The organism is Enterobacter cloacae complex sp. HYC080_NIDB, from assembly GCF_056673325.1.
The window spans coordinates 335,977-361,273 of the sequence record NZ_CP114212.1 but is presented as its reverse complement, the minus strand read 5'-3'; the positions used below and the strand labels follow the sequence as shown (position 1 = coordinate 361,273).

The following is a 25,297-nucleotide window of genomic DNA, read 5'->3' as shown; positions in this document are numbered from 1 at the left end:
CGCGCTTCCTTAGCGTTTTGCCTGCCAGATACGAGCCTGATAATCACGGATTGAGCGGTCAGAGCTGAACATACCGCAGCGCGCCGTGTTCAGAATGCATGCCCGGGTCCACGCGTCCTGGTCGCGATACAGCACGTCGACCTGCTTTTGCGCGTCCACATAGGCAGTGAAATCGGCCATCACCAGATACGGGTCACCGCCATGCTTGTCCAGGCTGTGCAGCATCTGGTCAAACGCGTGCTTGTCACCGTCGCTGTATTTACCGCTCTCCAGCTCTTTCAGCACCGCATCCAGCACTTTGTCTTTCTTACGCCATTTCACCGGGTCGTAGCCTTTGGCCTTGATGGCTTTCACCTCTTCCACGGTATGACCGAAGATGAAGATATTCTCTTCACCGACCTGCTCAGCGATTTCGACGTTCGCACCGTCCAGCGTGCCAACGGTCAGCGCACCGTTCAGCGCCAGCTTCATGTTACCTGTGCCGGAGGCCTCTTTCCCTGCGGTCGAGATCTGCTCGGAAATATCCGCCGCCGGGATCAGCATTTCAGCCGCCGATACGCAGTAATCCGGCAGGAACACCACCTTCAGCTTGTCGCCCACCTTCGGATCGTTGTTGATCGCCGCCGCCACTTTATTAATGGCGAGGATGATATTTTTCGCCAGGTAGTACCCCGGTGCCGCTTTCGCACCGAACAGGAACACGCGCGGCACGCGGTCGGCCTGCGGGTTCTCGCGGATCTCTTTATACAGCGCCAGGATGTGCAGCAGGTTAAGGTGCTGACGTTTGTACTCATGCAGGCGCTTGATCTGGATATCGAAAATGGCATTCGGGTTGATCTCAATCCCGGTGCGCGCTTTCACAAACGCCGCCAGACGAACTTTGTTCTCCAGCTTGATGGCACGGTACTGCTCGCGGAACTTCGCGTCATCCGCGTATTTTTCCAGGTTGATCAGCTGGTCCAGATCGTTGGCCCACTCTTTCTTCAGGGTCTTATCCAGCAGATCGGCCAGCAGCGGGTTACACTGCTTGATCCAGCGACGCGGCGTGATGCCGTTGGTCACGTTGTGGAATTTGGTCGGCCACAGCTGGTGATATTCCGGGAACAGATCTTTAACCACCAGATCCGAGTGCAGGGCCGCTACGCCGTTCACCGCAAAGCCGCTCACCACGCACATGTTCGCCATGCGAACCTGCTTATCGTGAACCACTGCCAGCTTCGCCCAGACCGCTTTATTGCCCGGCCAGGTTTTATCCACCAGGGTTTTAAACCGATCGTTAATCTTGTTGATGATCTGCATATGGCGCGGCAGCAGCGCTTTCACCAGCTTCTCATCCCAGCACTCCAGCGCTTCCGGCATCAGGGTGTGGTTGGTGTAGGCGAAGGTGCGGCTGGTAATAGCCCAGGCGTCATTCCAGCCCAGCTGATGCTCGTCGATCAGCACGCGCAGCAGTTCAGGAATGGCGATGGTCGGGTGCGTGTCGTTGAGCTGAATCACTTCGAAGTCCGGCAGCTGTGCCAGCTTGCGGCCCGCCAGGTGATGACGGCGCAGAATGTCCGCCACGGAGCAGGCGCACTGGAAATACTGCTGCATCAGACGCAGTTTTTTACCCGCCAGATGGTTGTCGTTCGGGTAGAGGACTTTGGTCAGCTTCTCGGCGTCGATACCCTGCTGCTCGGCACGCAGGAAATCGCCGTCGTTGAATTTGGTCAGGTTGAACGGATGAGCGTGCTTCGCCTGCCACAGGCGCAGCGGCTGCGCCACGCCGTTACGGTAGCCAAGCACCGGCAGATCCCAGGCTTCACCGGTGATGGTGAAAGCCGGTTCCCAGAGGCCTTGCTTTGTGACTTTCCCACCGATGCCGACCTGCACGTCCAGCTGCGCATTGTGGCGGAACCACGGGTAGGTATTGCGGTGCCAGTCATCTGGCGCTTCCATCTGGTGACCATCAGCGAACGACTGACGGAACAGGCCATACTGATAGTTCAGGCCATAGCCAATAGCGGACTGGCCAACCGTTGCCATGGAGTCAAGGAAGCAGGCCGCCAGGCGACCCAGACCACCGTTACCGAGAGCCGGGTCAATCTCTTCTTCCAGCAGGTCAGTCAGGTTGATGTCGTGCGCTTTCAGCACATCACCCACCTCCTGATACCACCCAAGGTTCAGCAGATTGTTGCCCGTCAGGCGGCCAATCAGGAATTCCATCGAGATATAGTTGACGTGACGCTGGCCTTTGACGGGCTTCGCCACGGGTTGAGCATCCAGCTGCTCTGCGAGCGCCCCGCTCACCGCCTGCCACCACTGGTGAGGCGTCATCTCGTTTGCAGCATGAAGGCCAAAACGCTGCCACTGACGCGTCAGGGCAGCCTGGAATTGAGCTTTGTTGAAGGTAGGCTGTGACATAGGGGATCGGCATCCTTTAGAAAGAAAACACAAGTTGGTGCTAGTGTGCCTGGCTCATTTCACCTCTTCCTCATCCTGTGGGGGATTAGACAGGGAGGAGTAGCGGGGATGAGCATAAAAGTGTGATCGAGGCCACTCTCAGAGCATAGCCTGAGTGTGCCCGGAAGAGGAAAACGTCACCGGGAAGAATGTCAAAGAAATGAAATGCAGTTTCGGATGAAATTAATCCGCGCTGAAATGATTACTTACGTAGAATAATATTTCTGCAATTGGGTCATATCTAAGGAGATTATTAAGCTCACTGAACTTTACCCGGACTTTATTAAATTTGGCGTCACTATCCCTTTCTGAAACCAGTTTCAGCACAACCGCAAGAGATCCACACAAGCCAGCACTGGCGCGGCGTCACAGCCCTTTCAGGAAAGTTCCATCATCTGCCTGAATGTTTTGTGACAGAGTGCAAATTCAGAGCCACCAAATCCAGACATAACTTGCAATAGTTCTCTATCTGTCCGACCTTATAGCTATTAATTACGAAGCGCAAAAAAAATAAAATCTCTCGTTCCCCACAGTGAAGTGAAACCTATGTTGATTCCGTCTAAATTAAGTCGCCCGGTTCGTCTCGACCATACAGTGGTCCGCGAGCGTCTGCTGGCTAAACTTTCCGGCGCGCATAATTTCCGACTGGCGCTGGTTACGAGCCCTGCAGGTTATGGAAAAACAACGCTCATTTCGCAATGGGCCGCAGGTAAGAGCGATCTTGGCTGGTACTCCCTTGATGAGGGCGATAACCAGCAAGAGCGTTTTGCCAGCTATCTGATTGCTGCCATTCAACAGGCCACGAATGGACACTGCGTCGCCAGTGAGGTGATGGTGCAAAAGCGCCAGTACGCCAGCCTGTCCTCCCTTTTCTCTCAGCTGTTCATTGAACTGGCTGAATGGCATCGTCCGCTTTATGTGGTGATTGATGATTATCATCTGATTTCAAATCCGGTTATCCACGAGTCGATGCGTTTCTTCCTGCGCCATCAACCGGAAAACCTGACCCTGGTGGTGCTGTCGCGCAACCTGCCACAGCTGGGCATTGCCAACCTGCGCGTGCGCGATCAGCTGCTGGAGATTGGCAGCCAGCAGTTGGCCTTTACCCATCAGGAAGCGAAACAGTTCTTCGACTGCCGCCTGACCTCGCCGATTGAGGCCGCTGAAAGCAGCCGCCTGTGCGATGACGTCGCGGGCTGGGCCACGGCGTTGCAGCTGATTGCCCTCTCTGCGCGGCAAAACAACAGCCCGACACACCAGTCGGCACGGCGTCTGGCCGGTATCAACACCAGCCATCTCTCTGATTATCTGGTGGACGAGGTGCTGGACAGCGTTGATCCTTCAACCCGTCATTTCCTGCTGAAAAGCTCCCTGCTGCGTTCGATGAACGACGCGCTGATCGTGCGCGTTACCGGCTGTGAAAACGGCCAGTTACAGCTGGAAGAGATTGAACGTCAGGGCCTGTTCCTGACACGCATGGACGATCCCGGCGAGTGGTTCAGCTACCATCCCTTGTTTGGTAGCTTCCTGCGCCAGCGCTGTCAGTGGGAGCTTGCCACAGAACTGCCGGAAATCCATCGCGCCGCCGCTGAAAGCTGGATGGCGCAAGGCTTCCCGAGCGAGGCCATTCACCACGCGCTGGCTGCCGGTGACGCCAGTATGCTGCGCGATATTCTGCTCAACCACGCGTGGGGGCTGTTTAACCACAGTGAACTGACGCTGCTGGAAGAGTCGCTGAAAGCCCTGCCGTGGGAGAGCCTGCTGGAGAACCCGCGTCTGGTTCTGCTGCAGGCCTGGCTGATGCAAAGCCAGCACCGCTACAGTGAGGTCAATACCCTGCTGGCGCGTGCCGAGCAGGAGATGGAAAGTGAAATGGATACTACCCTGCACGGCGAATTTAACGCCCTGCGGGCGCAGGTCGCAATTAACGACGGCGATCCGGATGAAGCGGAACGGCTGGCGATGGTCGCGCTGGATGAGCTGCCGCTGGCTAATTTCTACAGCCGCATCGTGGCGACCTCGGTACACGGGGAAGTACTGCACTGCAAGGGCGAGCTGACGCGCTCCCTTTCCCTGATGCAGCAAACCGAGCAGATGGCGCGCCGCCATGATGTATGGCACTACGCCCTGTGGAGTCTGATTCAGCAAAGTGAAATTTTATTCGCTCAGGGGTTCCTGCAGGCTGCCTGGGAAAATCAGGAAAAAGCGTTCCAGCTGATTCGTGAACAGCATCTGGAACAGCTGCCGATGCACGAGTTCCTGTTGCGCATTCGCGCTCAGCTGCTTTGGGCATGGTCGCGCCTCGATGAAGCAGAAAGCTGCGCCCGTCAGGGTGTGAACGTGCTCTCTGGCTTCCAGCCGCAGCAGCAGTTGCAGTGCCTGGCGCTGCTGGTGCAGTGCTCGCTGGCGCGCGGCGATCTCGATAACGCCCGCAATCACCTTAACCGTCTGGAAAACCTGCTCGGCAACGGCCAGTACCACAGCGACTGGGTGTCAAACGCCGATAAGGTCCGGGTGATTTACTGGCAGATGACGGGGGATAAAAAATCCGCCGCCAACTGGCTGCGTCATACGCCAAAACCAGAGTTTGCCAATAACCACTTCCTGCAAAGCCAGTGGCGCAACATCGCCCGCGTGCAGATCCTGCTGGGTGACTTCGAGCCTGCCGAGATCGTGCTGGAAGAATTAAACGAAAACGCCCGTAGCCTGCGCCTGATGAGCGATCTGAACCGCAACCTGCTGCTGCTTAACCAGCTTTACTGGCAGGCGGGACGCAAAAATGACGCCCAGCGCGTGCTGCTGGAAGCGCTGCAGCTGGCGAACCGTACCGGGTTTATCAGCCACTTTGTGATTGAAGGTGAAGTGATGGCGCAACAGCTGCGCCAGCTGATTCAGCTGAATACCCTGCCGGAGCTGGATCAGCATCGTGCTCAGCGTATTCTGCGCGAGATTAACCAGCATCATCGCCACAAATTTGCGCATTTTGATGAGAACTTCGTTGAACGTCTGCTAAACCATCCGGAAGTGCCGGAGCTTATTCGCACCAGCCCGCTCACCCAGCGGGAATGGCAGGTGCTGGGGCTGATCTATTCCGGCTACAGCAACGAGCAGATTGCCGGTGAGCTGGCGGTGGCGGCGACCACCATCAAAACGCACATTCGTAATCTGTATCAGAAGCTGGGTGTGGCGCATCGTCAGGATGCGGTACAGCATGCGCAGCAGCTCTTGAAGATGATGGGGTACGGAGTGTGATTCCTTGCCCGGCGGCGCTACGCTTGCACGGGCCTACGGGGTTTCGTAGGTCGGGTAAGCGCAGCGCCACCCGACACAATTCCTAGCACAATTCTAACTGCAAATTATTATCTTTAATCACCTGCATCACGCCCGCTGGCGGCATCGCGTCGGTGTAGACCGCATCCACAATGCTGATGCTGCCCATGTTCACCATCGCGTTACGGCCAAACTTCGAATGATCCACCACCAGCATCACGTGGCGTGAATTTTCAATAATCGCGCGCTTGGTGCGCACCTCGTGGTAATCAAATTCCAGCAGCGAGCCGTCGCTGTCGATACCGCTGATCCCCAGAATGCCGAAGTCGAGGCGGAATTGAGAGATAAAGTCGAGCGTCGCTTCACCGATAATGCCCCCGTCGCGGCTGCGCAGTTCACCACCGGCGAGGATGATCCGGAAATCGTCTTTCTGCATCAGAGTGTTGGCGACGTTCAGGTTGTTCGTGACCACGCGCAGGTTCTCGTGATCCAGCAGCGCGTGAGCAACCGCTTCCGGCGTGGTACCGATGTCAATAAACAGCGTCGCCCCGTTTGGGATTTGGCTCGCCACTTTACGGGCTATGCGTTCTTTTTCCGCCGTCTGCGTGGCTTTACGGTCATGCCAGGAGGTGTTGACCGAGCTGGACGGCAGCGCCGCCCCGCCGTGGTGGCGCAAAATACGGTTCTGATCGGCCAGATCGTTCAGGTCACGACGGATCGTTTGCGGGCTGACGGCAAACTGCTCGACGAGCTCTTCGGTGCTGACGTATCCCTGTTTTTTGACCAGTTCGATAATGGCGTCATGACGTTGTGTTTGTTTCATCAATTATCCCTGAGAATTATGTTCGTTTTCGCGCATGGAGCGTGTCGGCAAGCGCCATTGCCAGCCCGACCGCCAGGCCGGTGACGTGCGCACCATTGGCGATAGACATACCAAACAGATCAAACCATCCGGCAATTAGCCATATTAACGCAAAGGCTATTAATCCGCGTTGTAAATAGATGCCGCTTTCCGGGTCGCGCTCTCCGCGAAGCCAGACATAGCCCATCAGGGCGTAGACGACGCCCGACAGCCCACCGAACCACGGGCCGCTGAATTTATGCTGCACGTAGCCGCTCAACAGGGCGCTAATCACGGTGATCACGATCAGCTTACCGCTGCCGAGTCGCTTCTCGACAATCCCGCCGAGATACCACCACCACAGCAGGTTGAAGAGAATATGCATCACTGAGAAGTGCATCAGCGCATGGGTGAAGTAGCGCCAGACGTCAAACTCCAGAGAGGGGTCGTACGGCCACGCCAGGGCGATCATCACGCTCTGGTCGCCCACCACGTTCATGATAATGAAGACGATAATACAGGCGGCCATCAGCAGCAGCGTAAACGGCCCTGCGCGCTCGCGAATAGTGGCAAGAAAAGGGAAACGACTGTAATGCAATCCGCTGCCCGTCTGGCCGGATTGCCAGCTTGCCGCCAGATAGCGCGGGTCGCCAGGATTCTCAAGAAAACGCGCCAGCTCCTCGTTTACCCGCCCGGCCTGGCTCTCATCGGCCAGCCAGACATCGGTCTGCGTATGTTGCTGAATGGTCAGAATAACGCCCTGCGTTGCCATATAGTCGACAAACGCCTGGGCGACGCGCGGATTGGTAAAAGAGGTGATCATCAACATGGGCAGCGGTCGCTTATTTCCACACAAAAGGGAACAGTATAGCGGGATTAGCGCTCAAAGGCGTATTCCACTTCTGCCGGGAAATGACGATGCCAGGCATCGAAGCCGCCGTCGACGCTGTACACCGCGTCGTAGCCCTGCTGAAGCAGATACTGCGCCGCGCCTTTGCTGCTGTTGCCGTGGTAACACATCACCATCACCGGCGTATCGAAGTCGTTATCGCGCATAAACGCGCCCAGCGTGTCATTGGTGAGATGGAACGCGCCCGGCGTATGGCCCATCGCAAAACTCTGCGGATCGCGGATATCCACCAGCACCGCCGTTCCCTGGTGCATCTTCTGATGGGCTTCTTCTACGTTAATACATTCAAACTGATCCATGGTGTTCTCTTTACAGGGGTCAACGACACAATTTTACCCCGTAGTGTACGTCCTGGCGGCGGGTAAACGCCATTATGTTATCCATATCACTCTAAATTGTTTTTTTGATGTTACCAAAAGCGCGTTCCTTTGCTATTATGAGCGATATCGAACATTTTTGAGCTTTAACGAAAGTGCATGAGGGTGTTATGGAAACCAAAGATCTGATTGTGATAGGCGGTGGCATCAACGGTGCCGGTATTGCGGTCGATGCCGCAGGACGCGGTTTATCCGTGCTGATGCTGGAAGCTAACGATCTCGCCTGCGCGACGTCGTCCGCCAGCTCCAAGCTGATCCACGGTGGCCTGCGCTACCTGGAACACTACGAATTCCGCCTGGTCAGTGAAGCGCTGGCCGAACGTGAAGTGCTGCTAAAAATGGCGCCGCATCTGGCGATCCCGATGCGTTTCCGTCTGCCCCATCGCCCGCACCTGCGTCCGGCGTGGATGATCCGAATTGGGCTGTTTATGTACGATCATCTGGGTAAACGCACCAGCCTGCCGGGTTCGAACGGTTTGCGTTTTGGCTCAGAATCGGTCCTGAAGCCTGAAATCGTGCGCGGTTTCGAATATTCCGACTGCTGGGTGGACGATGCACGTCTGGTGCTGGCGAATGCGCAGATGGTGGAGAAGAAAGGTGGCGAGGTGAAAACCCGTACCCGCGCTACCGCCGCGCGTCGTGAAAACGGCCTGTGGATCGTCGAAGCAGAAGACATTGATACCGGCGAGAAATTCAGCTGGAAAGCGCGCGGTCTGGTGAACGCCACCGGTCCGTGGGTGAAGCAGTTCTTCGACGACGGCATGCATCTGCCTTCGCCGTACGGCATCCGCCTGATCAAGGGCAGCCATATTGTGGTGCCGCGCGTACACACGCAAAAACAAGCGTACATTCTGCAGAACGAAGATAAGCGCATCGTGTTTGTGATCCCGTGGATGGACGAATTCTCGATCATCGGCACCACCGACGTGGAGTACAAAGGCGATCCGAAAAACGTTGAGATCGACGAGAGCGAAGTGAACTACCTCCTTAAAGTGTATAACGCACACTTTAAGAAACAGCTGTCCCGCGATGACGTGGTATGGACTTACTCCGGCGTGCGTCCGCTGTGCGATGACGAGTCTGACTCACCGCAGGCCATTACCCGCGACTATACGCTCGATATTCACGACGTAGACGGCCAGGCGCCGCTGCTGTCGGTGTTTGGCGGCAAGCTCACCACCTACCGCAAGCTGGCGGAGCACGCGCTGGAAAAACTGGCCCCGTACTATAAGGGCATTGGGCCGGCATGGACCAAAGGCGCGGTATTGCCCGGCGGTGATATCGGCGACAACCGCGACGATTATGCCGCTAAGCTGCGCCGTCGCTTCCCGTTCATTACCGAAGGCATGGCGCGCCACTACGCCCGCACCTACGGCAGCAATACCGAGCTGTTCCTCGGTGATGCGAAGGACATTGCGGATCTGGGCGAGCATTTCGGTCACGAGCTGTACGAAGCCGAGCTGCGTTACCTGGTCGAGCACGAGTGGGTTCGCCGCCTGGACGACGCCATCTGGCGCCGTACCAAAGAAGGGATGTGGCTGAATGCCGAACAGCAGTCGCGTGTGGCGCAGTGGCTGCAGCAGCATGCGGGAAAGCGTGAGCTGTCGTTAGCGTCGTAATTGAAAAAAAGCCGGGTGGCGGCTCCGCCTTACCCGGCCTACTCGATCCCGTAGGCCCGGTAAGCGCAGCGCCACCGGGCTTTGTTTTTACAGCCTCACCGGATCAATATGCCAGATCGTCTCGGCATACTCCTTGATGGTCCTGTCGGACGAGAAATACCCCATATTGGCGATGTTATGCATCGCAGCACTGGTCCACTTCTCCTGCTGACGGTACAGTTCGTCCACCTTATCCTGACAGTCCACGTAGCTGCGATAATCCGCCAGCACCTGGTAGTGATCGCCAAAGTTAATAAGCGAATCCACCAGATCGCGATAGCGGCCCGGCTCGTCCGGGCTGAACACACCGGTTGCGATCTGCGTCAGTACCTGACGTAACTCTTCATCTTTTTCATAGAACTCACGCGGCGAGTAGCCTTTTCTGCGCAGCGCCTCCACTTCTTCCGTGGTGTTCCCGAAGATAAAGATGTTCTCAGCCCCTACGTGCTCCAGCATCTCAACGTTCGCCCCGTCCAGGGTGCCAATGGTCAGCGCACCGTTGAGGGCAAACTTCATGTTACTGGTCCCGGAGGCTTCCGTACCCGCCGTCGAAATCTGCTCAGAGAGATCCGCCGCCGGGATGATCAGCTGCGCCAGGCTTACGCTGTAGTTCGGGATGAACACCACCTTCAGCTTGTCGCCAATATCCGGATCCAGGTTGACGACCTTCGCCACATCGTTGATGAGATGGATAATGTGCTTCGCCATGTAATAGGCGGAAGCGGCTTTACCGGCGAAGATTTTCACGCGCGGCACCCACTCGGCCGTCGGGTCGGCCTTAATCCGGTTGTAGTGGGTAATCACATGCAGCACGTTCATCAACTGACGCTTGTACTCGTGAATACGTTTGATCTGCACGTCAAACAACGCTTTCGGGTTGGCGACCACGTTCAGATGCAGCGCAAGGTAAACCGACAAACGCTTTTTGTTCAGCAGCTTGGCTTCGCGCACGGCTTTGTTCACCGTCGGGAAATCAATGTGCTGTTCCAGCTCGCTCAGCTGGCTCAGGTCGGTGCGCCAGGTGCGGCCAATGTTCTGATCCAGCACGTCAGAAAGCGGCTGGTTCGCCAGCGCCAGCCAGCGACGCGGCGTGACGCCGTTGGTCACGTTGCAGAAACGCGTCGGGAAGATCTTCGCGAAATCCGCAAACAGCGACTGCACCATCAGGTTTGAGTGGAGCTCAGACACGCCGTTTACCTTATGGCTGATCACTACCGCCAGCCAGGCCATGCGTACGCGACGACCGTTGGATTCATCAATGATCGACGCCCGGCTCAGCAGGCCGGTATCGTTCGGATACTGCTCCTGCAGCGTCTTGAGGAAGTAGTCGTTAATCTCGAAGATAATCTGCAGATGGCGCGGCAGGATTTTGCCGAGCATATCCACCGGCCAGGTTTCCAGCGCTTCGCTCATCAGCGTGTGGTTGGTGTACGAGAACACCTGGCAGGTCACTTCGAATGCCTCATCCCAGCTGAACTTATGCTCGTCGATAAGCAAGCGCATCAGCTCTGGAATAGAGAGCACCGGGTGCGTGTCGTTGAGGTGAATCGCGGTTTTCTCCGCCAGATTGGCGTAGGTTTTGTGCAACTGGTGATGGCGGCTGAGGATATCCTGAATCGTCGCCGAGACGAGGAAATACTCCTGGCGCAGGCGCAGCTCGCGGCCGGAGTAGGTTGAGTCATCGGGATAGAGCACGCGGGACACGTTTTCAGAGTGGTTTTTATCTTCCACCGCGGCGAAATAGTCACCCTGATTGAATTTACCGAGGTTAATCTCGCTACTGGCCTGGGCGCTCCACAGGCGCAGCGTGTTGGTGGCATCGGTGTCATACCCGGGGATGATCTGGTCGTAGGCCACGGCCAGGATCTCTTCGGTCTCCACCCAGCGGGATTTTTTACCTTCCTGCTGAATACGCCCGCCAAAGCGCACCTTGTAGCGGGTATTGTGACGCTTGAACTCCCACGGGTTGCCATACTCCAGCCAGTAGTCCGGCGACTCTTTCTGACGCCCGTCGACGATGTTCTGCTTGAACATGCCGTAGTCGTAGCGAATGCCGTACCCGCGTCCCGGCAGCGCCAGGGTCGCCAGCGAGTCGAGGAAGCAGGCGGCAAGACGCCCCAGGCCGCCGTTGCCGAGGCCCGGGTCGTTCTCTTCGTCAATCAGCTCTTCTAAATCCAGCCCCATCTCTTCGAGGGCGGTTTTAACGTCGTCGTAAATGCCGAGCGACAGCAGCGCGTTGGAGAGCGTGCGGCCAATCAAAAATTCCATCGACAGGTAGTAAACCTGACGCGTTTCCTGCGAGAGCTGGGCGCGGTTTGATCGCAGCCAGCGTTCAACTAAACGGTCGCGCACCGCAAACAGAGTGGCGTTCAGCCACTCATGTTTGTTGGCGATGACCGGATCTTTCCCGATGGTGAACATCAGCTTATAGGCGATGGAGTGCTTTAACGCCTCAACGCTGAGCGTGGGTGAAGAGTAGCTAAATGGAGCATTCATATCAGTAACTTCGCCTCGTTACATCAAGCGTTGATAAAGATCGCGGTACGACTGCGCCGCAACGTGCCAGCTAAAGTCCATGGACATCGCCTGACGTTGTACGTAACGCCACAGCGACGGACGGGACCACAAGACGAAAGCACGCCGAATCGCCCGAAGCAGCGACCAGGCATTACTGTCTTCAAAAACAAACCCGCTGGCGATACCGTCCGCCAGGTTTTCCAGTGAGCTATCGGACACCGTATCCGCCAGCCCGCCCGTGCGGCGTACCAGCGGCAGAGTGCCGTATTTCAGGCCATAGAGCTGCGTCAGGCCGCAGGGCTCGAAGCGGCTTGGCACCAGAATGACGTCTGCGCCGCCCATAATGCGGTGCGAAAATGCCTCGTGGTAACCAATCTGCACGCCCACCTGCCCCGGGTGTTCCGCTGCCGCCGCGAGGAAACCTTCCTGCAGCACCGGGTCGCCTGCGCCGAGCAGCGCCAGCTGTCCGCCCTGCTCGAGCAAGCCGGGCAGCGCCTCCAGCACCAGGTCCAGCCCTTTCTGGCTGGTCAGGCGGCTCACCACCGCGAAGAGCGGCACTTTGTCGTTGACCTTCAGCCCCATTGCAATCTGCAGCTGGCGTTTGTTTTCCGCTTTGTCTTCCACGGAATCGCGACCATAGCGTGCCGCCAGCAAGAGATCGGTTTCCGGACTCCAGATCTGTTCATCCACGCCGTTCAGAATGCCCGACAGGCGGCCTTCCCGATGGCGCTGTTGCAGCAGCCCTTCCATGCCGTAGCCAAACTCCGGCTGGGTGATTTCTCGCGCATAGGTTGGGCTGACCGCCGTGATGTGATCGGCGTAGTACAGCCCCGCCTTCAGGAACGAAATCTGCCCCTTAAACTCCAGCCCGTGCATGTTAAAGAACGACCATGGCAGATCGATGTCATTCATATGATGCGCGTAGTACATCCCCTGATAGGCGAGGTTATGCACCGTAAAGACCGATTTTGCCGGGTGACCGCGCGCGGCGAGATACGCCGGAGCCAGCCCGGCATGCCAGTCGTGCGCGTGCACCACATCCGGACGCCAGAACGGATCAAGCCCCGTCGCCATTTCTGCCCCGACCCAGCCGAGCAGCGCAAAGCGCAGCACGTTGTCGGTATAGGCGAACAGGTTCGTATCGTGATACGGGCTGCCCGGTCGGTCGTATAAGTGTGGCGCGTCGATCAGGTAAATCCCTACGCCATTGTAATGTCCAAACAGCAGGGTGATGCGTCCGGCAAACGTCTCACGGCGGGTCACAACCTTTGCATCAGGAATGCCGCGCCGGATATCCGGGAAGGCAGGCAGCAGGACTCGGGTATCCACGCCTCCGGCGATTTGTGCCGCCGGTAATGCACCAAGAACATCCGCCAGACCGCCCGTTTTTAACAACGGGAACATCTCAGAACATACGTGTAAAACCTGCATCATCGCTCCTGTTTGATCTGCAGCTTCCGCAACATTTCCCGTGTGACTAACACGATCCCCTCTTCCGAACGGTAGAAACGACGCGCGTCTTCTTCCGCGTTTTCACCGATGACCATCCCCTCAGGGATGACGCAGGCGCGGTCGATCACGCAACGACGCAGACGACACGAACGCCCTACCCAGACATCCGGCAATAAGACCGCCGAATCGATATTACAGAATGAATTTATCCGCACGCGCGGGAACAGCACGGACTGCACCACCACCGAACCGGAGATAATGCACCCGCCAGAGACCAGCGAGTTCAGCGTCATACCGTGGCTGCCGGAGCGGTCCTGCACGAATTTGGCCGGCGGCAAGGATTCCATGTGGGTACGAATCGGCCAGTTCTGGTCGTACATATCCAGCTCAGGCGTGACTGAGGCCAGATCGAGGTTCGCTTTCCAGTACGCTTCCAGCGTGCCCACATCGCGCCAGTAAGGCTCGGCATTCGGGTCTGACTGCACGCAGGACAGCGGGAAAGGATGTGCATACGCCATGCCAGCTTTGGTGATTTTCGGGATGATGTCTTTACCGAAGTCGTGGCTGGAGTTTTCGTCTTTGTCGTCGTCTTCCAGCAGCTCATAAAGATAATCTGCATCAAAGACATAGATCCCCATGCTGGCGAGGGATTTGGTGTCATCGCCCGGCATGGTTGGCGGGTTCGCCGGTTTTTCGACGAAGTCGATGATTTTATCGTCAGCGTCCACGTGCATCACGCCAAACGCCGTCGCCTCGGCAACGGGCACCGGCAGACACGCCACGGTGCAGCGCGCCCCTTTTTCGACGTGGTCGATGAGCATGTGGGAGTAATCCTGCTTGTAGATGTGATCCCCGGCGAGGATCACAATGTATTCCGCGTTATAGCGACGAATGATGTCGAGGTTCTGCGTCACCGCATCCGCCGTCCCGCGATACCAGTTCTCGCCGTGAACACGTTGCTGAGCAGGAAGGAGATCGACAAACTCGTTCATCTCTTCACTGAAGAATGACCAGCCGCGCTGAATATGCTGAACCAGCGTGTGCGACTGATACTGCGTAATGACGCCAATACGGCGAATGCCTGAGTTCAGGCAGTTGGAGAGCGCAAAGTCGATGATGCGGAACTTACCACCAAAGTGAACGGCCGGCTTGGCGCGCTTGATGGTCAAATCTTTCAGACGGGTACCACGCCCGCCCGCAAGTATCAGGGCAACCGTTTTTAATGGTAGCTGGCGTGCCAACATTAAGGGATCGTTCTTCTCTAATCTAACCATGACTAACTCCTTTTTTATCATCTTTGGAATACGCACACTCCGTGCGCAGGCCCGTGCCAGACAGCCATTACTACCGGATTATCCGCTCCGGCAAAGGGGGGAACAGCGCGCCATTCCCCGTCAGGTAAAACAATCTCTGCGACGTCATCCGTCGCGTTCAGCGTCACCAGCCACTTATCCGACAGCAGGATTTGCAGACAGGTGATGCCGTGTTGCCACTCTTGCGCACTCAACGGTTGCGCGTCTTTATTCAGCCAGCGAACGTTGCCGTCGCCCTCTTCCCACCAGCGATCGGCGGTGAGCGCGGGGATCTGCTGGCGAAGGTGGATCAGCGCTGCGGTGAAATGGGTCAGTCCACTGTTCGCCTCACCCCAGTCGAGCCAGGTCAGGGTATTGTCCTGGCAATAGGCGTTATTGTTGCCGTGCTGACTGTGGCCGTGCTCATCGCCCGCCAGCAGCATCGGCGTGCCCTGCGATAACAAAAGCGTCGTCAGCAGCGCATGAACGCTGGCGCGACGCCGCTCAATCACGTCCAGGCTCCCGCCTAATCCTTCTATACCATGATTAAAGCTATGGTTATTGTTAGTCCCATCGCGATTCTCTTCGCCGTTCGCTTCATTGTGTTTCTGATTGAAACAAACGCAGTCGCGCAGCGTAAAACCGTCGTGCGCCGTCACCAGATTAATGGTGGCCGACGGCCGTTTGCCGTCGCGCCTGAAGAGATCGCTGGAGGCGGCAAAGCGCCCGGCGAACTCCCCCAGTGACAGATCGCGCGCCAGCCAGAAGCGGCGCATGGCATCGCGATAATGGTCGTTCCACTCGGCAAACAGCGGCGGGAAATTCCCCACCTGATAGCCGCCCTCACCGATGTCCCACGGCTCGGCGATCAGTTTCACCTGCGAGAGCACCGGGCAATTTTTGATGGCCTCAAACAGAGGAGCCTGCTGGCTGAATACCGGCGTGCGTCCCATGACGGGCGCCAGGTCGAAACGAAAACCGTCGACGTGGAACGTCTCAACCCAGTATTTCAGGCATTCATAAGCAAAATGCGTGACCGCCGGATGGCTGAGGTTGAGGGTGTTACCGCAGCCGGTCCAGTTCTCGTAATCGCCATCCTCTCTGATCCAATAATAGCTACGGTTATCAATTCCGCGCATGGAGAGCGTCGGGCCGTCGAGATCGCTTTCAGCGCTGTGGTTCAGCACCACGTCCAGAATGACCTCAATGCCCGCCGCGTGCAGCGCCTTCACCGCATCACGAAACTCGTCCCGCGCCGTCTCCGGATGGGCGGCGTAGCGGGGTTCAAGGGCAAACATCGCCAGAGGGTTGTAGCCCCAGTAGTTGCTCAGCCCCAGCCGCTGCAGGCGGGGTTCATTGGCGAAATGGGCGACGGGGAGCAGTTCCAGCGCGGTGATACCGAGGTGTTTCAGATAGGCAATCATCGTCGGATGGCCGAGTGCCTGATAGGTGCCGCGCATCGCGTTGGGGATCGACGGGTGCAGCCAGGTCAGCCCTTTGACATGCGCTTCATAAATCACGGTGTTGCCCCACGGCGTGCGCGGCGGAGCATCGTCTTCCCAGTCGTAGAGGTCGTTCACCACCACGCTTTTGGGCACGACCGCCGCGCTGTCGCGGTGGTCGGGCTCACCGTAGCCGACGTGAAACAGCGGGTCGTCTTTAAACTCGCCATCGACGCGGTGCGCGCACGGGTCAATCAACAGCTTCGCCGGGTTAAACCAGTGCCCCTGAGCCGGTTGCCACGGACCGTGTACGCGAAAACCGTAATGCATCCCCGGACGCCCGCCGGACAGGTACCCGTGCCAGATATCCCCTGTGCGAGACGGTAAATCGTAACGGTGCTCGTTACCTTCCCCGTCAAATACACAAAGTTCCACCCGCTCCGCGTGAGCGGAAAAGAGCGTGAAGTTCACGCCCTTACCGTCAAAACGCGCGCCGAGCGGTTCGGGATGACCTGCCGTAAGCTGCGTCATTCACCCTCCCGCATCAGCCAGATGGTGCCAAGCGGCGGCAGCGTCAGGCTCAGGGAGTTTGGCCGCCCGTGGCTTTCGATGGCGTCGCTCTGCACCAGCCCGCCGTTACCGGCGTTGCTGCCGTGGTAGTGCATGGAATCGGTATTCAGAATTTCGCGCCATTTCCCCGGCTGGTTAATGCCAAAGCGGTAGTGTTCGCGCGGTACCGGCGTGAAGTTACTGGCGACGATGATTTCGTTGCCGGCTTTATCACGACGCACAAAGACAAATACCGAACGCTCATGGTCGTCCACTACCAGCCACTCGAAGCCGTAGGGGTCGAAATCCAGCTCGTGGAGGGCTTTGTGATGGCGATAGGTCAGGTTCAGGTCACGCACCAGACGCTGCACGCCGTGGTGCCAGTTGTCGCCGCCTTCCAGCAAATGCCAGTCGAGACTGGAGTCGTGGTTCCACTCGCGCCCCTGGGCAAATTCATTGCCCATAAACAGCAGTTTTTTACCCGGGAAGGCAAACATCCAGCCGTAGTAGGCGCGCAGGTTGGCAAACTTCTGCCACGCATCGCCCGGCATACGGTCGAGAATGGATTTTTTGCCGTGCACCACTTCATCGTGCGACAGCGGCAGCATGAAGTTTTCGGTGTAGTTATAGAGCAAGCCGAAGGTGAGCTTGTCGTGATGGTACTGACGGTACACCGGGTCGAGCTTCATGTAGTCGAGCGTGTCGTGCATCCATCCCAGGTTCCACTTATACCAGAACCCCAGACCGCCTGATGACGGCGGTCGGGAGACGCCTGCAAAGTCCGTCGACTCCTCCGCCATGGTAACCGCACCCTCGACCTGCTCACCAATAATACGGTTAGTGCTGCGCAGGAATTCAATCGCTTCCAGGTTTTCGCGGCCGCCATACTCGTTCGGGATCCACTCGCCCTCTTTGCGGCTGTAGTCGCGGTAGATCATTGACGCCACCGCATCCACGCGCAGGGCATCAATGCCGAAGCGCTCAATCCAGTACAGGGCATTGCCGACCAGATAGTTCGCGACTTCACGGCGACCATAGTTGTAGATCAGCGTGTTCCAGTCCTGGTGATAGCCTTCGCGCGGGTCGCTGTGCTCGTACAGTTTTGTGCCGTCAAACTCTGCCAGCGCAAAGTCATCAGAAGGGAAATGGCCAGGCACCCAGTCGAGGATCACGTTCAGCCCGGCGGCGTGCGCGGCATTAATGAAATAGCGGAAGTCATCGCGCGTGCCGAAGCGGCGTGTTGGGGCATACAGCCCGGTTGGCTGGTAGCCCCAGCTGCCGTCGAACGGGTGCTCGTTAACCGGCAGCAGTTCGAGGTGGGTAAAGCCCATCCATTTAGCGTACGGCACCAGCTGGTCGGCGAGTTCCCGGTAGCTCAGCCAGAAGTTGTTATCGGTGTGGCGGCGCCAGGAGCCGAGATGCACTTCATAGACGGAAATCGGCGCATCAAAGCGGTTGGCCTGTTTACGCTCTTCCGTCTGGACCACCTTCTCCGGCAGGCCGCAAATCAGCGACGCCGTGTCCGGACGCATCTGCGCCTCGAAGGCATACGGGTCGGCTTTAATTCGCAGCTTGCCGTGAGCATCGATCATTTCGAATTTGTAGAGCTGGCCGTTATGCGCCCCCGGGATAAACAGCTCCCAGATGCCCGTCTCCCGGCGCAGGCGCATCGGATGGCGACGACCGTCCCAGTAGTTAAACTGCCCGACAACGGAGACGCGCTGGGCGTTAGGCGCCCACACCGCAAAACGCGTGCCGGTGATGCCGTCCATGGTATCCGCATGAGCACCCAGCGTTTCATAAGGGCGCAGATGCGTACCTTCAGACAGCAGCCAGGCGTCCATCTCTTTTAAGAGCGGACCGAAGCTGTAAGGATCATCAATCAGGTTTTGCTGGCCGTGCCAGATAACGGCGAGTTGATAACGAAAGGGGTTTTTACGACGGGGCATGATGCCCGAGAAGAAGCCACGCGAGTCGAGGCATTCAAGATTGGCCACCTTGCGGCCGGTTTTGGGCTCGATGACCCACACTTCGGTCGCATCCGGTAACAACGCCCGAACTTCCAGCCCGGCCTCTGTACGGTGCATCCCCAGCACGGAAAAGGGGTCTGCAAAATGACCCGCAATAAGCGCATTAATCACGTCTCTATCCACACGATCGGACATGGTATTCATCCTGTTTTTTATGTCGTCCTTTTTTAGCGCCTGGGACGACTTTAATGTGACCTGACGGGCATCCACTCAGTCCCGTCCTAACCTCAGGTAAGAAATGACTCTTCCTTAAAGCATAGCCAACGCTCTACATGACTCCTGATAAAAAATAAGACATACGCGTGTTACTCCATGTAGTACGCAAAAAAAGGGGGTGAAAATCACCCCCGGTCATTAACAAATTATTACGCCAGCTGGCGTAGCATGCGGCGCAGCGGTTCGGCGGCGCCCCACAGGAGCTGGTCACCGACGGTGAACGCGGAGAGGTACTCCGGCCCCATGTTTAGCTTACGCAGACGGCCAACCGGCGTGGTCAGCGTGCCGGTGACGGCAGCCGGGGTCAGCTCACGCATGGTGATATCGCGATCGTTTGGTACCACTTTCGCCCACGGGTTGTGCGCGGCCAGCAGCTCTTCCACGGTCGGAATAGACACATCTTTTTTCAGTTTAATGGTGAAGGCCTGGCTGTGGCAGCGCAGTGCGCCGATACGCACGCACAGACCGTCAACCGGAATGGTGTTCGCGGTATTGAGGATTTTGTTGGTCTCAGCCTGACCTTTCCACTCTTCGCGAGTCTGGCCGTTATCCAGCTGTTTGTCGATCCACGGGATCAGGCCACCGGCCAGCGGTACGCCAAAGTTATCCACCGGCAGCGCGCCGCTGCGGGTTAGATCGGTGACTTTACGCTCGATATCGAGGATCGCGGATGCCGGGTTTGCCAGCTCGGTTGCGACACTGTGGTGCAGCTGGCCCATCTGGGTCAGCAGCTCGCGCATATGACGCGCGCCGCCGCCGGACGCGGCCTGGTAGGTCGCCACGGAAACCCATTCAACCAGATCCTGCGCAAACAGGCCGCCAAGGGACATCAGCATCAGGCTGACGGTGCAGTTACCACCGACAAAGGTTTTCACACCGTTGTTCAGGCCATCGGTGATCACGCCCTGGTTAACCGGGTCGAGAATAATGATGGCATCGTCTTTCATGCGCAGCGAAGAGGCCGCGTCAATCCAGTAGCCCTGCCAGCCGCTTTCACGCAGCTTTGGATAGATTTCGTTGGTATAATCGCCGCCCTGGCAGGTCACAATAATATCAAGTGCCTTCAACGCTTCCAGATCGTAAGCATCCTGCAACGTGCCTGTGGTACCACCAAAGGACGGTGCAGCCTGGCCGAGCTGGGAAGTGGAGAAGAAGACCGGGCGGATAGCGTCGAAATCGCGCTCTTCAACCATGCGTTGCATGAGTACAGAGCCGACCATACCGCGCCAGCCGATGAAACCAACGTTTTTCATAGCATTTTTTTCCTGCTGAGGGTGTGTGCTGATTGTGCAAGCCAGTATTGAACTGGGATATGCTTCACATTACAAAATGCTGCCAAAGTCGCAAGCGAAATTAATCGATGATTGCCCGGCAATCAGAAATACAGCTAATTATCATAATAACCATAGAGATGTTCAGGGATAATTTACATGAGTGAAATCATTTCCGCAGCGGTTTTATTGATCCTGATAATGGATCCACTGGGCAACCTGCCTATCTTCATGTCGGTGCTGAAGCACACTGAGCCGAAGCGCCGCCGGGCGATCATGATCCGCGAGTTGCTCATCGCCCTGCTGGTGATGTTTATCTTCCTGTTTGCGGGAGAAAAGATCCTCGCCTTCCTGAACCTGCGCGCAGAAACGGTCTCCATTTCCGGCGGGATTATTCTGTTCCTGATTGCCATTAAGATGATTTTCCCGAGCGCCGAAGGGAGCAGCAGCGGCCTGCCCGCGGGCGAAGAGCCGTTTATCGTACCGCTGGCGATTCCCCTCGTCGCCGGGCCGACCATTCTGGCCACCCTGATGCTGCTGTCGCATCAGTATCCGAATCAAATGAGCCACCTGGTGATTGCCCTGCTTATCGCCTGGGGCGGGACATTTATCATCCTGCTGCAATCGTCGCTGTTCTTGCGCCTGCTGGGGGAGAAAGGGGTTAACGCGCTGGAGCGCCTGATGGGGCTGATTCTGGTGATGATGGCGACGCAGATGTTCCTGGACGGGATCCGCGCGTGGATGAAAGGCTAGGTAAAAGCAAAATGGCCACTGCGTGGCCATTTTTAGTGTTTGCCCCCTCTCCCCGTGGGAGAGGGCCGGGGTGAGGGCATCAGACCGCAGCGGCGGACCACCTACCCCTTACGAATCAAATACCGGTACGGCAGCGCTTCTGTCTGCTGCGCCACCAGCTCATGCTCCATAAAGGTACAAAACCCGGGAATATCGCGGGTCGTGGCCGGGTCGTCGGCAATAATCAGCAGCGTTTCACCGGGCTGCATGTTACGCACGGTCTTGCGTACCATCATTACCGGCTCCGGGCAGCGAAGGCCCTGAGCATCAAGGGTATGGTCTGGGCTGGAAAACAGGTCGGTCATGGTCTTCTCGGTCTGGTAAAAACGGCTGTAGTTTACGCCCGGTGGCGGACAATGCAAACCAGGTTAACGATTGCGCAAAAATCAACCATTGCAATGTCCAGCCAAAGCAGTATCATGCTGCGGTTTTTATTGGGTTCCCTCACCCCAACGTATAAAAAGGTCACAATATGACGCAGTTCTCTGAATCACAGCGCGTTAAAGCGTTGTTCTGGCTTTCGCTTTTTCATTTACTGGTGATCACGTCCAGTAACTATCTGGTGCAGCTCCCCATCTCCATCTTTGGTTTTCATACCACCTGGGGCGCGTTCAGTTTTCCGTTTATTTTCCTCGCCACGGATTTGACCGTGCGTATTTTTGGCGCACCGCTGGCCCGCCGCATTATTTTTGCGGTCATGCTTCCGGCGCTGTTCATCTCATACGTGGTGTCGTCCCTGTTTTATATGGGAAGCTGGCAGGGCGTTGAGGCGCTGACGCACTTCAACCTGTTTGTCGCCCGTATCGCCGCGGCAAGCTTTATGGCCTACGCGCTGGGGCAGATCCTTGACGTGCACGTGTTTAACCGTCTGCGCCAGAACCATCGCTGGTGGATGGCGCCTACCGCCTCCACGCTATTCGGTAACGTGAGCGATACGCTGGCCTTCTTCTTCATCGCTTTCTGGCGCAGCCCGGATGCCTTTATGGCCGAGCACTGGATGGAAATTGCGCTGGTGGACTACTGCTTCAAGGTCCTCATCAGCATTGTCTTCTTCCTGCCAATGTACGGCGTGCTGCTGAATATGCTGCTGAAAAGGCTGGCAGATAAATCTGAAATCACGGCATTGCAGGCTGGTTAAGGGTTCGCTTTATCAGTTGTGATAAGATGGACGAATGAGCCGTTATGGCCGTTTATCGAAAGGAAGAAGTCAATGCGCAATCTGGTTAAATATTTCGGGATTGGCCTGCTGGTTGTGGGTCTTGCAGCCTGTGATAACAGCGACACGAAAACGCCTGCTCAGGGCGCATCCGCAGAGAGCAACGCGACCGGCCAGCCGGTGAATCTGATGGATGGCAAACTAAGTTTCTCTCTGCCAGCCGATATGACTGACCAGAGCGGCAAGCTGGGTACCCAGGCGAACAACATGCACGTTTACTCCGACGCAACCGGTCAGAAAGCGGTCATTGTGATTGTGGGCGACGACACCAGCGAAGACCTGGCCGTCCTGTCTAAACGTCTGGAAGATCAGCAGCGCGGCCGCGATCCGCAGCTGCAGGTGGTGACCAATAAATCCATCGAGCTGAAAGGCCACACGCTGCAACAGCTGGACAGCATCATCTCTGCCAAAGGCCAGACCGCTTACTCTTCTGTGGTGCTGGGCAAGGTGGATAACAAACTGCTGACCCTGCAGATCACCCTGCCAGCGGAAGATCAGCAGAAAGCGCAGACGGCGGCTGAAAACATCATTAACACCATCGTGATCCAGTAACCTTCACGATGATGACGTGGCCTCCGGTGCTTGCACCGGGGGCCATTTTTTTAGCCGCCACGTCAGTAACAAGGCAATTATCACCAGACCCGCTGCGGCAAGATAAATCACCGGTACCCCTGCCCAGGCCATCACCAGCCCCGCCAGCGGCCCGGTAATGCCTAACGACATATCCATAAATACCGTATAGGTCGCCAGCGCCGCTCCCTGGTTCTGCTGCGGCACCGCTTTCACCGCCACCACGCCCAGCGCCGGGAAGACCAGCGAGAAACCGGCTCCCGCAAGGAAGACGCCCATTTTCGCCATCCAGGGTGCACTGGCGATGCCGGTCAACAACAGCCCGACTATCTCGACCGCAAAGCAGATCATCGCCACATTTAGCCCACCCAGACGGTTGATGCCGTTCGGGAAAAGCAGGCGCGCGCCAACAAACGCCACGCTAAAGAGGGTTAACGCAAAGGCCGCGCCCTCCCAGCCTTTGGCGTCATAGAACAGGGTAATGAAGGTCGCAATGACGCCGAAGCCGGTCGTCGCCAGGGCCAGTGCCATACCGTACGGCCATACGCGGCCCAGCACAGCCCGAAACGGCAGTGGCTTGCCCTTGCTGGCCTTTACTTTCGGGCGCGGCAGGGCAAACAGAATCGCCAGAAGCGCGACCACCATAATGGTGATGGCGAGTCCATAGAGCCCGCCAAAGGCATAACAGGCCACGCCGAGCGGTGCACCGAGCGCCATCGCGCCGTAGGTAACAATTCCGTTCCAGGAGATCACCCGGCCAATGTGTGATGCGCCGGCAACGCCCACGCCCCACAGCGTGGAGCCGGTTCCCGCCAGACTTTGCCCAATACCGAGGATGACGCGGCCCAGGCAGAGGAGCGTCAGACTGACCAGCGGCCAGGCGCTGGTTGTGGCCGCCAGCAGGTAGCTCAGGCCACTGAGGAAACAGCCGCACAACCCCACCACGACGATGCTTTTTGGTCCGAACATGTCCGCGTAGCGCCCGGCATGCGGCCGGCTTAACAGCGTGGCGAAATACTGCAGGCTAATCACCAGCCCCGCCCAGAATGCGCTAAACCCCATTACGTCATGGACATAGCCCGGCAAGACCGCCAGCGGCAGACCAATGGTCAGATAACTGGCAAAGTTGAAAATGACGACGGAAACAATACGCAGATTGAGGCGCAATCCGCTCAGCGCCGGTTCAGCGGCAGGTTCGGGCATGGAGTTAGACCTGAATTTTTTGCAACAGTGTTTCACTATTACCACGACGCCATCAGAAAATCAGCCCCGACTTTCAGATTATCGGTGCCAGACGAAGCGGAAGCCAGGCACTACACTTAATGCGTCATCTTACTAAGGAACGCGCATGATCTCCCCCCAGCCCGATAAAGCAGGACTCCACATTTTATTAAAACTCGCCTGTCTGGTGGTTATCCTCGCGGGTATTCATGCTGCCGCTGACATTATCGTCCAGCTTCTGCTGGCACTCTTTTTTGCCATTGTTCTCAATCCGCTGGTGACCTGGTTTTTACGCCGGGGCGTTAGCCGCCCGGTGGCCATCACTATTGTGGTGATTGTAATGCTGATTGGCCTGACGGCACTCTTCGGCGTACTGGCCGCATCGCTGAGCGAATTCTCCACCATGCTGCCGCAGTACAATAAAGAGCTGACGCGCAAAATCATCGCCCTGCAGGAGATGATGCCCTTTCTTAACCTGCATATCTCGCCAGAACGGATGCTGCGCAGGATGGATTCAGAGAAAGTCATGACCTACGCCACCACGCTGATGACCGGTCTTTCCGGCGCGATGGCCAGCATTTTGCTGCTGGTCATGACGGTGGTGTTCATGCTGTTCGAAGTCCGTCATGTGCCCTACAAGCTGCGTTTTGCATTAAATAACCCGCAAATCCATATTGCCGGTTTACACCGCGCGCTGAAGGGCGTGTCCAAATATCTGGCGCTGAAAACGCTGTTGAGCGTATGGACCGGGATCATTGTCTGGCTGGGGCTGATGCTGATGGGCGTCCAGTTCGCCCTGATGTGGGGGGTGCTGGCATTTCTGCTGAACTACGTTCCCAACATTGGCGCCGTGCTCTCCGCCGTGCCGCCGATGATTCAGGCGTTTCTGTTTAATGGATTTTATGAATGTATGCTGGTCGGCGCGCTGTTCCTCGTTGTGCATATGGTGCTGGGGAATATTCTCGAGCCGCGCATGATGGGGCACCGGCTGGGCATGTCGACGCTGGTGGTATTTTTATCCTTACTGATTTGGGGATGGCTGCTGGGCCCGGTTGGGATGCTGCTGTCGGTTCCGCTGACCAGCGTATGTAAAATCTGGATGGAGACCACCAAAGGGGGCAGCAAGCTGGCGATCCTGCTGGGGCCGGGACGACCCAAAAGCCGGTTGCCGGGCTAAGCCGCTGGTCGGGTTAGCCATTATCGGGGACAATAGATTATAGTAATGGTTTCG

Annotated in this window: 18 protein-coding genes; 6 read left to right on the top strand and 12 right to left on the bottom strand. The window is 57.1% G+C overall.

Translation table 11 applies throughout. From position 1 onward, the window contains the following. Positions 1-9 precede the first annotated feature (9 nt). Entirely contained in the window at positions 10-2,403 is a 2,394-nt protein-coding gene (gene malP / locus O1723_RS01595) for a maltodextrin phosphorylase (RefSeq protein ID WP_479983856.1), read from the bottom strand. 585 nt (positions 2,404-2,988) lie between these two features. Between malP and malT the strand changes: the two genes are divergently transcribed. Beyond that, the gene (gene malT / locus O1723_RS01590; protein ID WP_248191079.1) at positions 2,989-5,694 is read left to right on the top strand and encodes an HTH-type transcriptional regulator MalT; all 2,706 of its coding nucleotides are present in this window, start codon (positions 2,989-2,991) and stop codon (positions 5,692-5,694) included. Between the two features lie 82 nt (positions 5,695-5,776). Here the strand turns inward: malT and O1723_RS01585 are convergent, their stop codons facing one another. Genes O1723_RS01585 through glpE form a run of 3 tightly spaced genes read right to left on the bottom strand, consistent with a single transcriptional unit; the run spans position 5,777 to position 7,762 of the window. After that, the gene (locus tag O1723_RS01585) at positions 5,777-6,535 is read right to left on the bottom strand and encodes a DeoR/GlpR family transcriptional regulator (RefSeq protein WP_014885550.1); all 759 of its coding nucleotides are present in this window, start codon (positions 6,533-6,535) and stop codon (positions 5,777-5,779) included. Between the two features lie 16 nt (positions 6,536-6,551). Continuing rightward, the gene (gene glpG, locus O1723_RS01580) at positions 6,552-7,382 is read right to left on the bottom strand and encodes a rhomboid family intramembrane serine protease GlpG (RefSeq protein ID WP_014885551.1); all 831 of its coding nucleotides are present in this window, start codon (positions 7,380-7,382) and stop codon (positions 6,552-6,554) included. A gap of 47 nt (positions 7,383-7,429) precedes the next feature. Continuing rightward, positions 7,430-7,762 (bottom strand): thiosulfate sulfurtransferase GlpE, encoded by a 333-nt coding sequence (gene glpE, locus O1723_RS01575; protein WP_014885552.1) that lies wholly within the window; start codon positions 7,760-7,762, stop codon positions 7,430-7,432. A 188-nt stretch (positions 7,763-7,950) separates the two neighbouring features. Here glpE and glpD point away from each other — a divergent pair, with 188 nt between their 5' ends. Continuing rightward, complete coding sequence (gene glpD, locus O1723_RS01570) at positions 7,951-9,459, top strand: glycerol-3-phosphate dehydrogenase (RefSeq protein WP_014885553.1); 1,509 nt, start codon at positions 7,951-7,953, stop codon at positions 9,457-9,459. 87 nt (positions 9,460-9,546) lie between these two features. Here the strand turns inward: glpD and glgP are convergent, their stop codons facing one another. The 6 genes from glgP to asd form a co-directional block, all read right to left on the bottom strand. Further along, a complete protein-coding gene (gene glgP / locus O1723_RS01565) occupies positions 9,547-11,994 on the bottom strand; it encodes a glycogen phosphorylase (RefSeq protein WP_014885554.1) in 2,448 nt (815 codons plus the stop codon). An 18-nt stretch (positions 11,995-12,012) separates the two neighbouring features. Further along, positions 12,013-13,446 (bottom strand): glycogen synthase GlgA, encoded by a 1,434-nt coding sequence (glgA, locus tag O1723_RS01560; RefSeq protein WP_014885555.1) that lies wholly within the window; start codon positions 13,444-13,446, stop codon positions 12,013-12,015. Continuing rightward, a complete protein-coding gene (gene glgC / locus O1723_RS01555; RefSeq protein WP_023337914.1) occupies positions 13,446-14,741 on the bottom strand; it encodes a glucose-1-phosphate adenylyltransferase in 1,296 nt (431 codons plus the stop codon). The genes glgA and glgC overlap by 1 nt, the downstream gene beginning before the upstream one ends. Before the next feature lie 17 nt (positions 14,742-14,758). Continuing rightward, complete coding sequence (glgX, locus tag O1723_RS01550) at positions 14,759-16,732, bottom strand: glycogen debranching protein GlgX (RefSeq protein ID WP_023337915.1); 1,974 nt, start codon at positions 16,730-16,732, stop codon at positions 14,759-14,761. Continuing rightward, on the bottom strand, positions 16,729-18,915 hold the full coding sequence (gene glgB / locus O1723_RS01545) for a 1,4-alpha-glucan branching enzyme (protein ID WP_014885558.1): 2,187 nt from the start codon (positions 18,913-18,915) through the stop codon (positions 16,729-16,731). The genes glgX and glgB overlap by 4 nt, the downstream gene beginning before the upstream one ends. Before the next feature lie 230 nt (positions 18,916-19,145). Next, the gene (gene asd, locus O1723_RS01540; protein WP_023331502.1) at positions 19,146-20,249 is read right to left on the bottom strand and encodes an aspartate-semialdehyde dehydrogenase; all 1,104 of its coding nucleotides are present in this window, start codon (positions 20,247-20,249) and stop codon (positions 19,146-19,148) included. Between the two features lie 177 nt (positions 20,250-20,426). On the opposite strand from asd, the gene yhgN reads away from it, so the two are divergent. Continuing rightward, on the top strand, positions 20,427-21,020 hold the full coding sequence (gene yhgN, locus O1723_RS01535; protein ID WP_003861574.1) for an NAAT family transporter YhgN: 594 nt from the start codon (positions 20,427-20,429) through the stop codon (positions 21,018-21,020). Positions 21,021-21,121: 101 nt separating this feature from the next. Here the strand turns inward: yhgN and tusA are convergent, their stop codons facing one another. Next, a complete protein-coding gene (gene tusA / locus O1723_RS01530) occupies positions 21,122-21,364 on the bottom strand; it encodes a sulfurtransferase TusA (RefSeq protein ID WP_014885560.1) in 243 nt (80 codons plus the stop codon). Between the two features lie 167 nt (positions 21,365-21,531). On the opposite strand from tusA, the gene O1723_RS01525 reads away from it, so the two are divergent. Together O1723_RS01525 and O1723_RS01520 are read left to right on the top strand one after the other, a co-directional pair. Further along, positions 21,532-22,197 carry a 7-cyano-7-deazaguanine/7-aminomethyl-7-deazaguanine transporter gene (locus O1723_RS01525; RefSeq protein WP_014885561.1) on the top strand — a complete coding sequence of 222 codons (666 nt, stop codon included), beginning with the start codon at positions 21,532-21,534 and terminating at the stop codon, positions 22,195-22,197. Positions 22,198-22,269: 72 nt separating this feature from the next. Beyond that, a complete protein-coding gene (locus O1723_RS01520; protein ID WP_014885562.1) occupies positions 22,270-22,827 on the top strand; it encodes a DcrB family lipoprotein in 558 nt (185 codons plus the stop codon). A gap of 3 nt (positions 22,828-22,830) precedes the next feature. Here the strand turns inward: O1723_RS01520 and O1723_RS01515 are convergent, their stop codons facing one another. Further along, positions 22,831-24,048 (bottom strand): MFS transporter, encoded by a 1,218-nt coding sequence (locus tag O1723_RS01515; protein WP_014885563.1) that lies wholly within the window; start codon positions 24,046-24,048, stop codon positions 22,831-22,833. A gap of 145 nt (positions 24,049-24,193) precedes the next feature. Between O1723_RS01515 and O1723_RS01510 the strand changes: the two genes are divergently transcribed. After that, positions 24,194-25,243, top strand: coding sequence for an AI-2E family transporter (locus tag O1723_RS01510; protein ID WP_014885564.1), 1,050 nt, complete (start codon positions 24,194-24,196; stop codon positions 25,241-25,243). Positions 25,244-25,297: the final 54 nt, after the last annotated feature.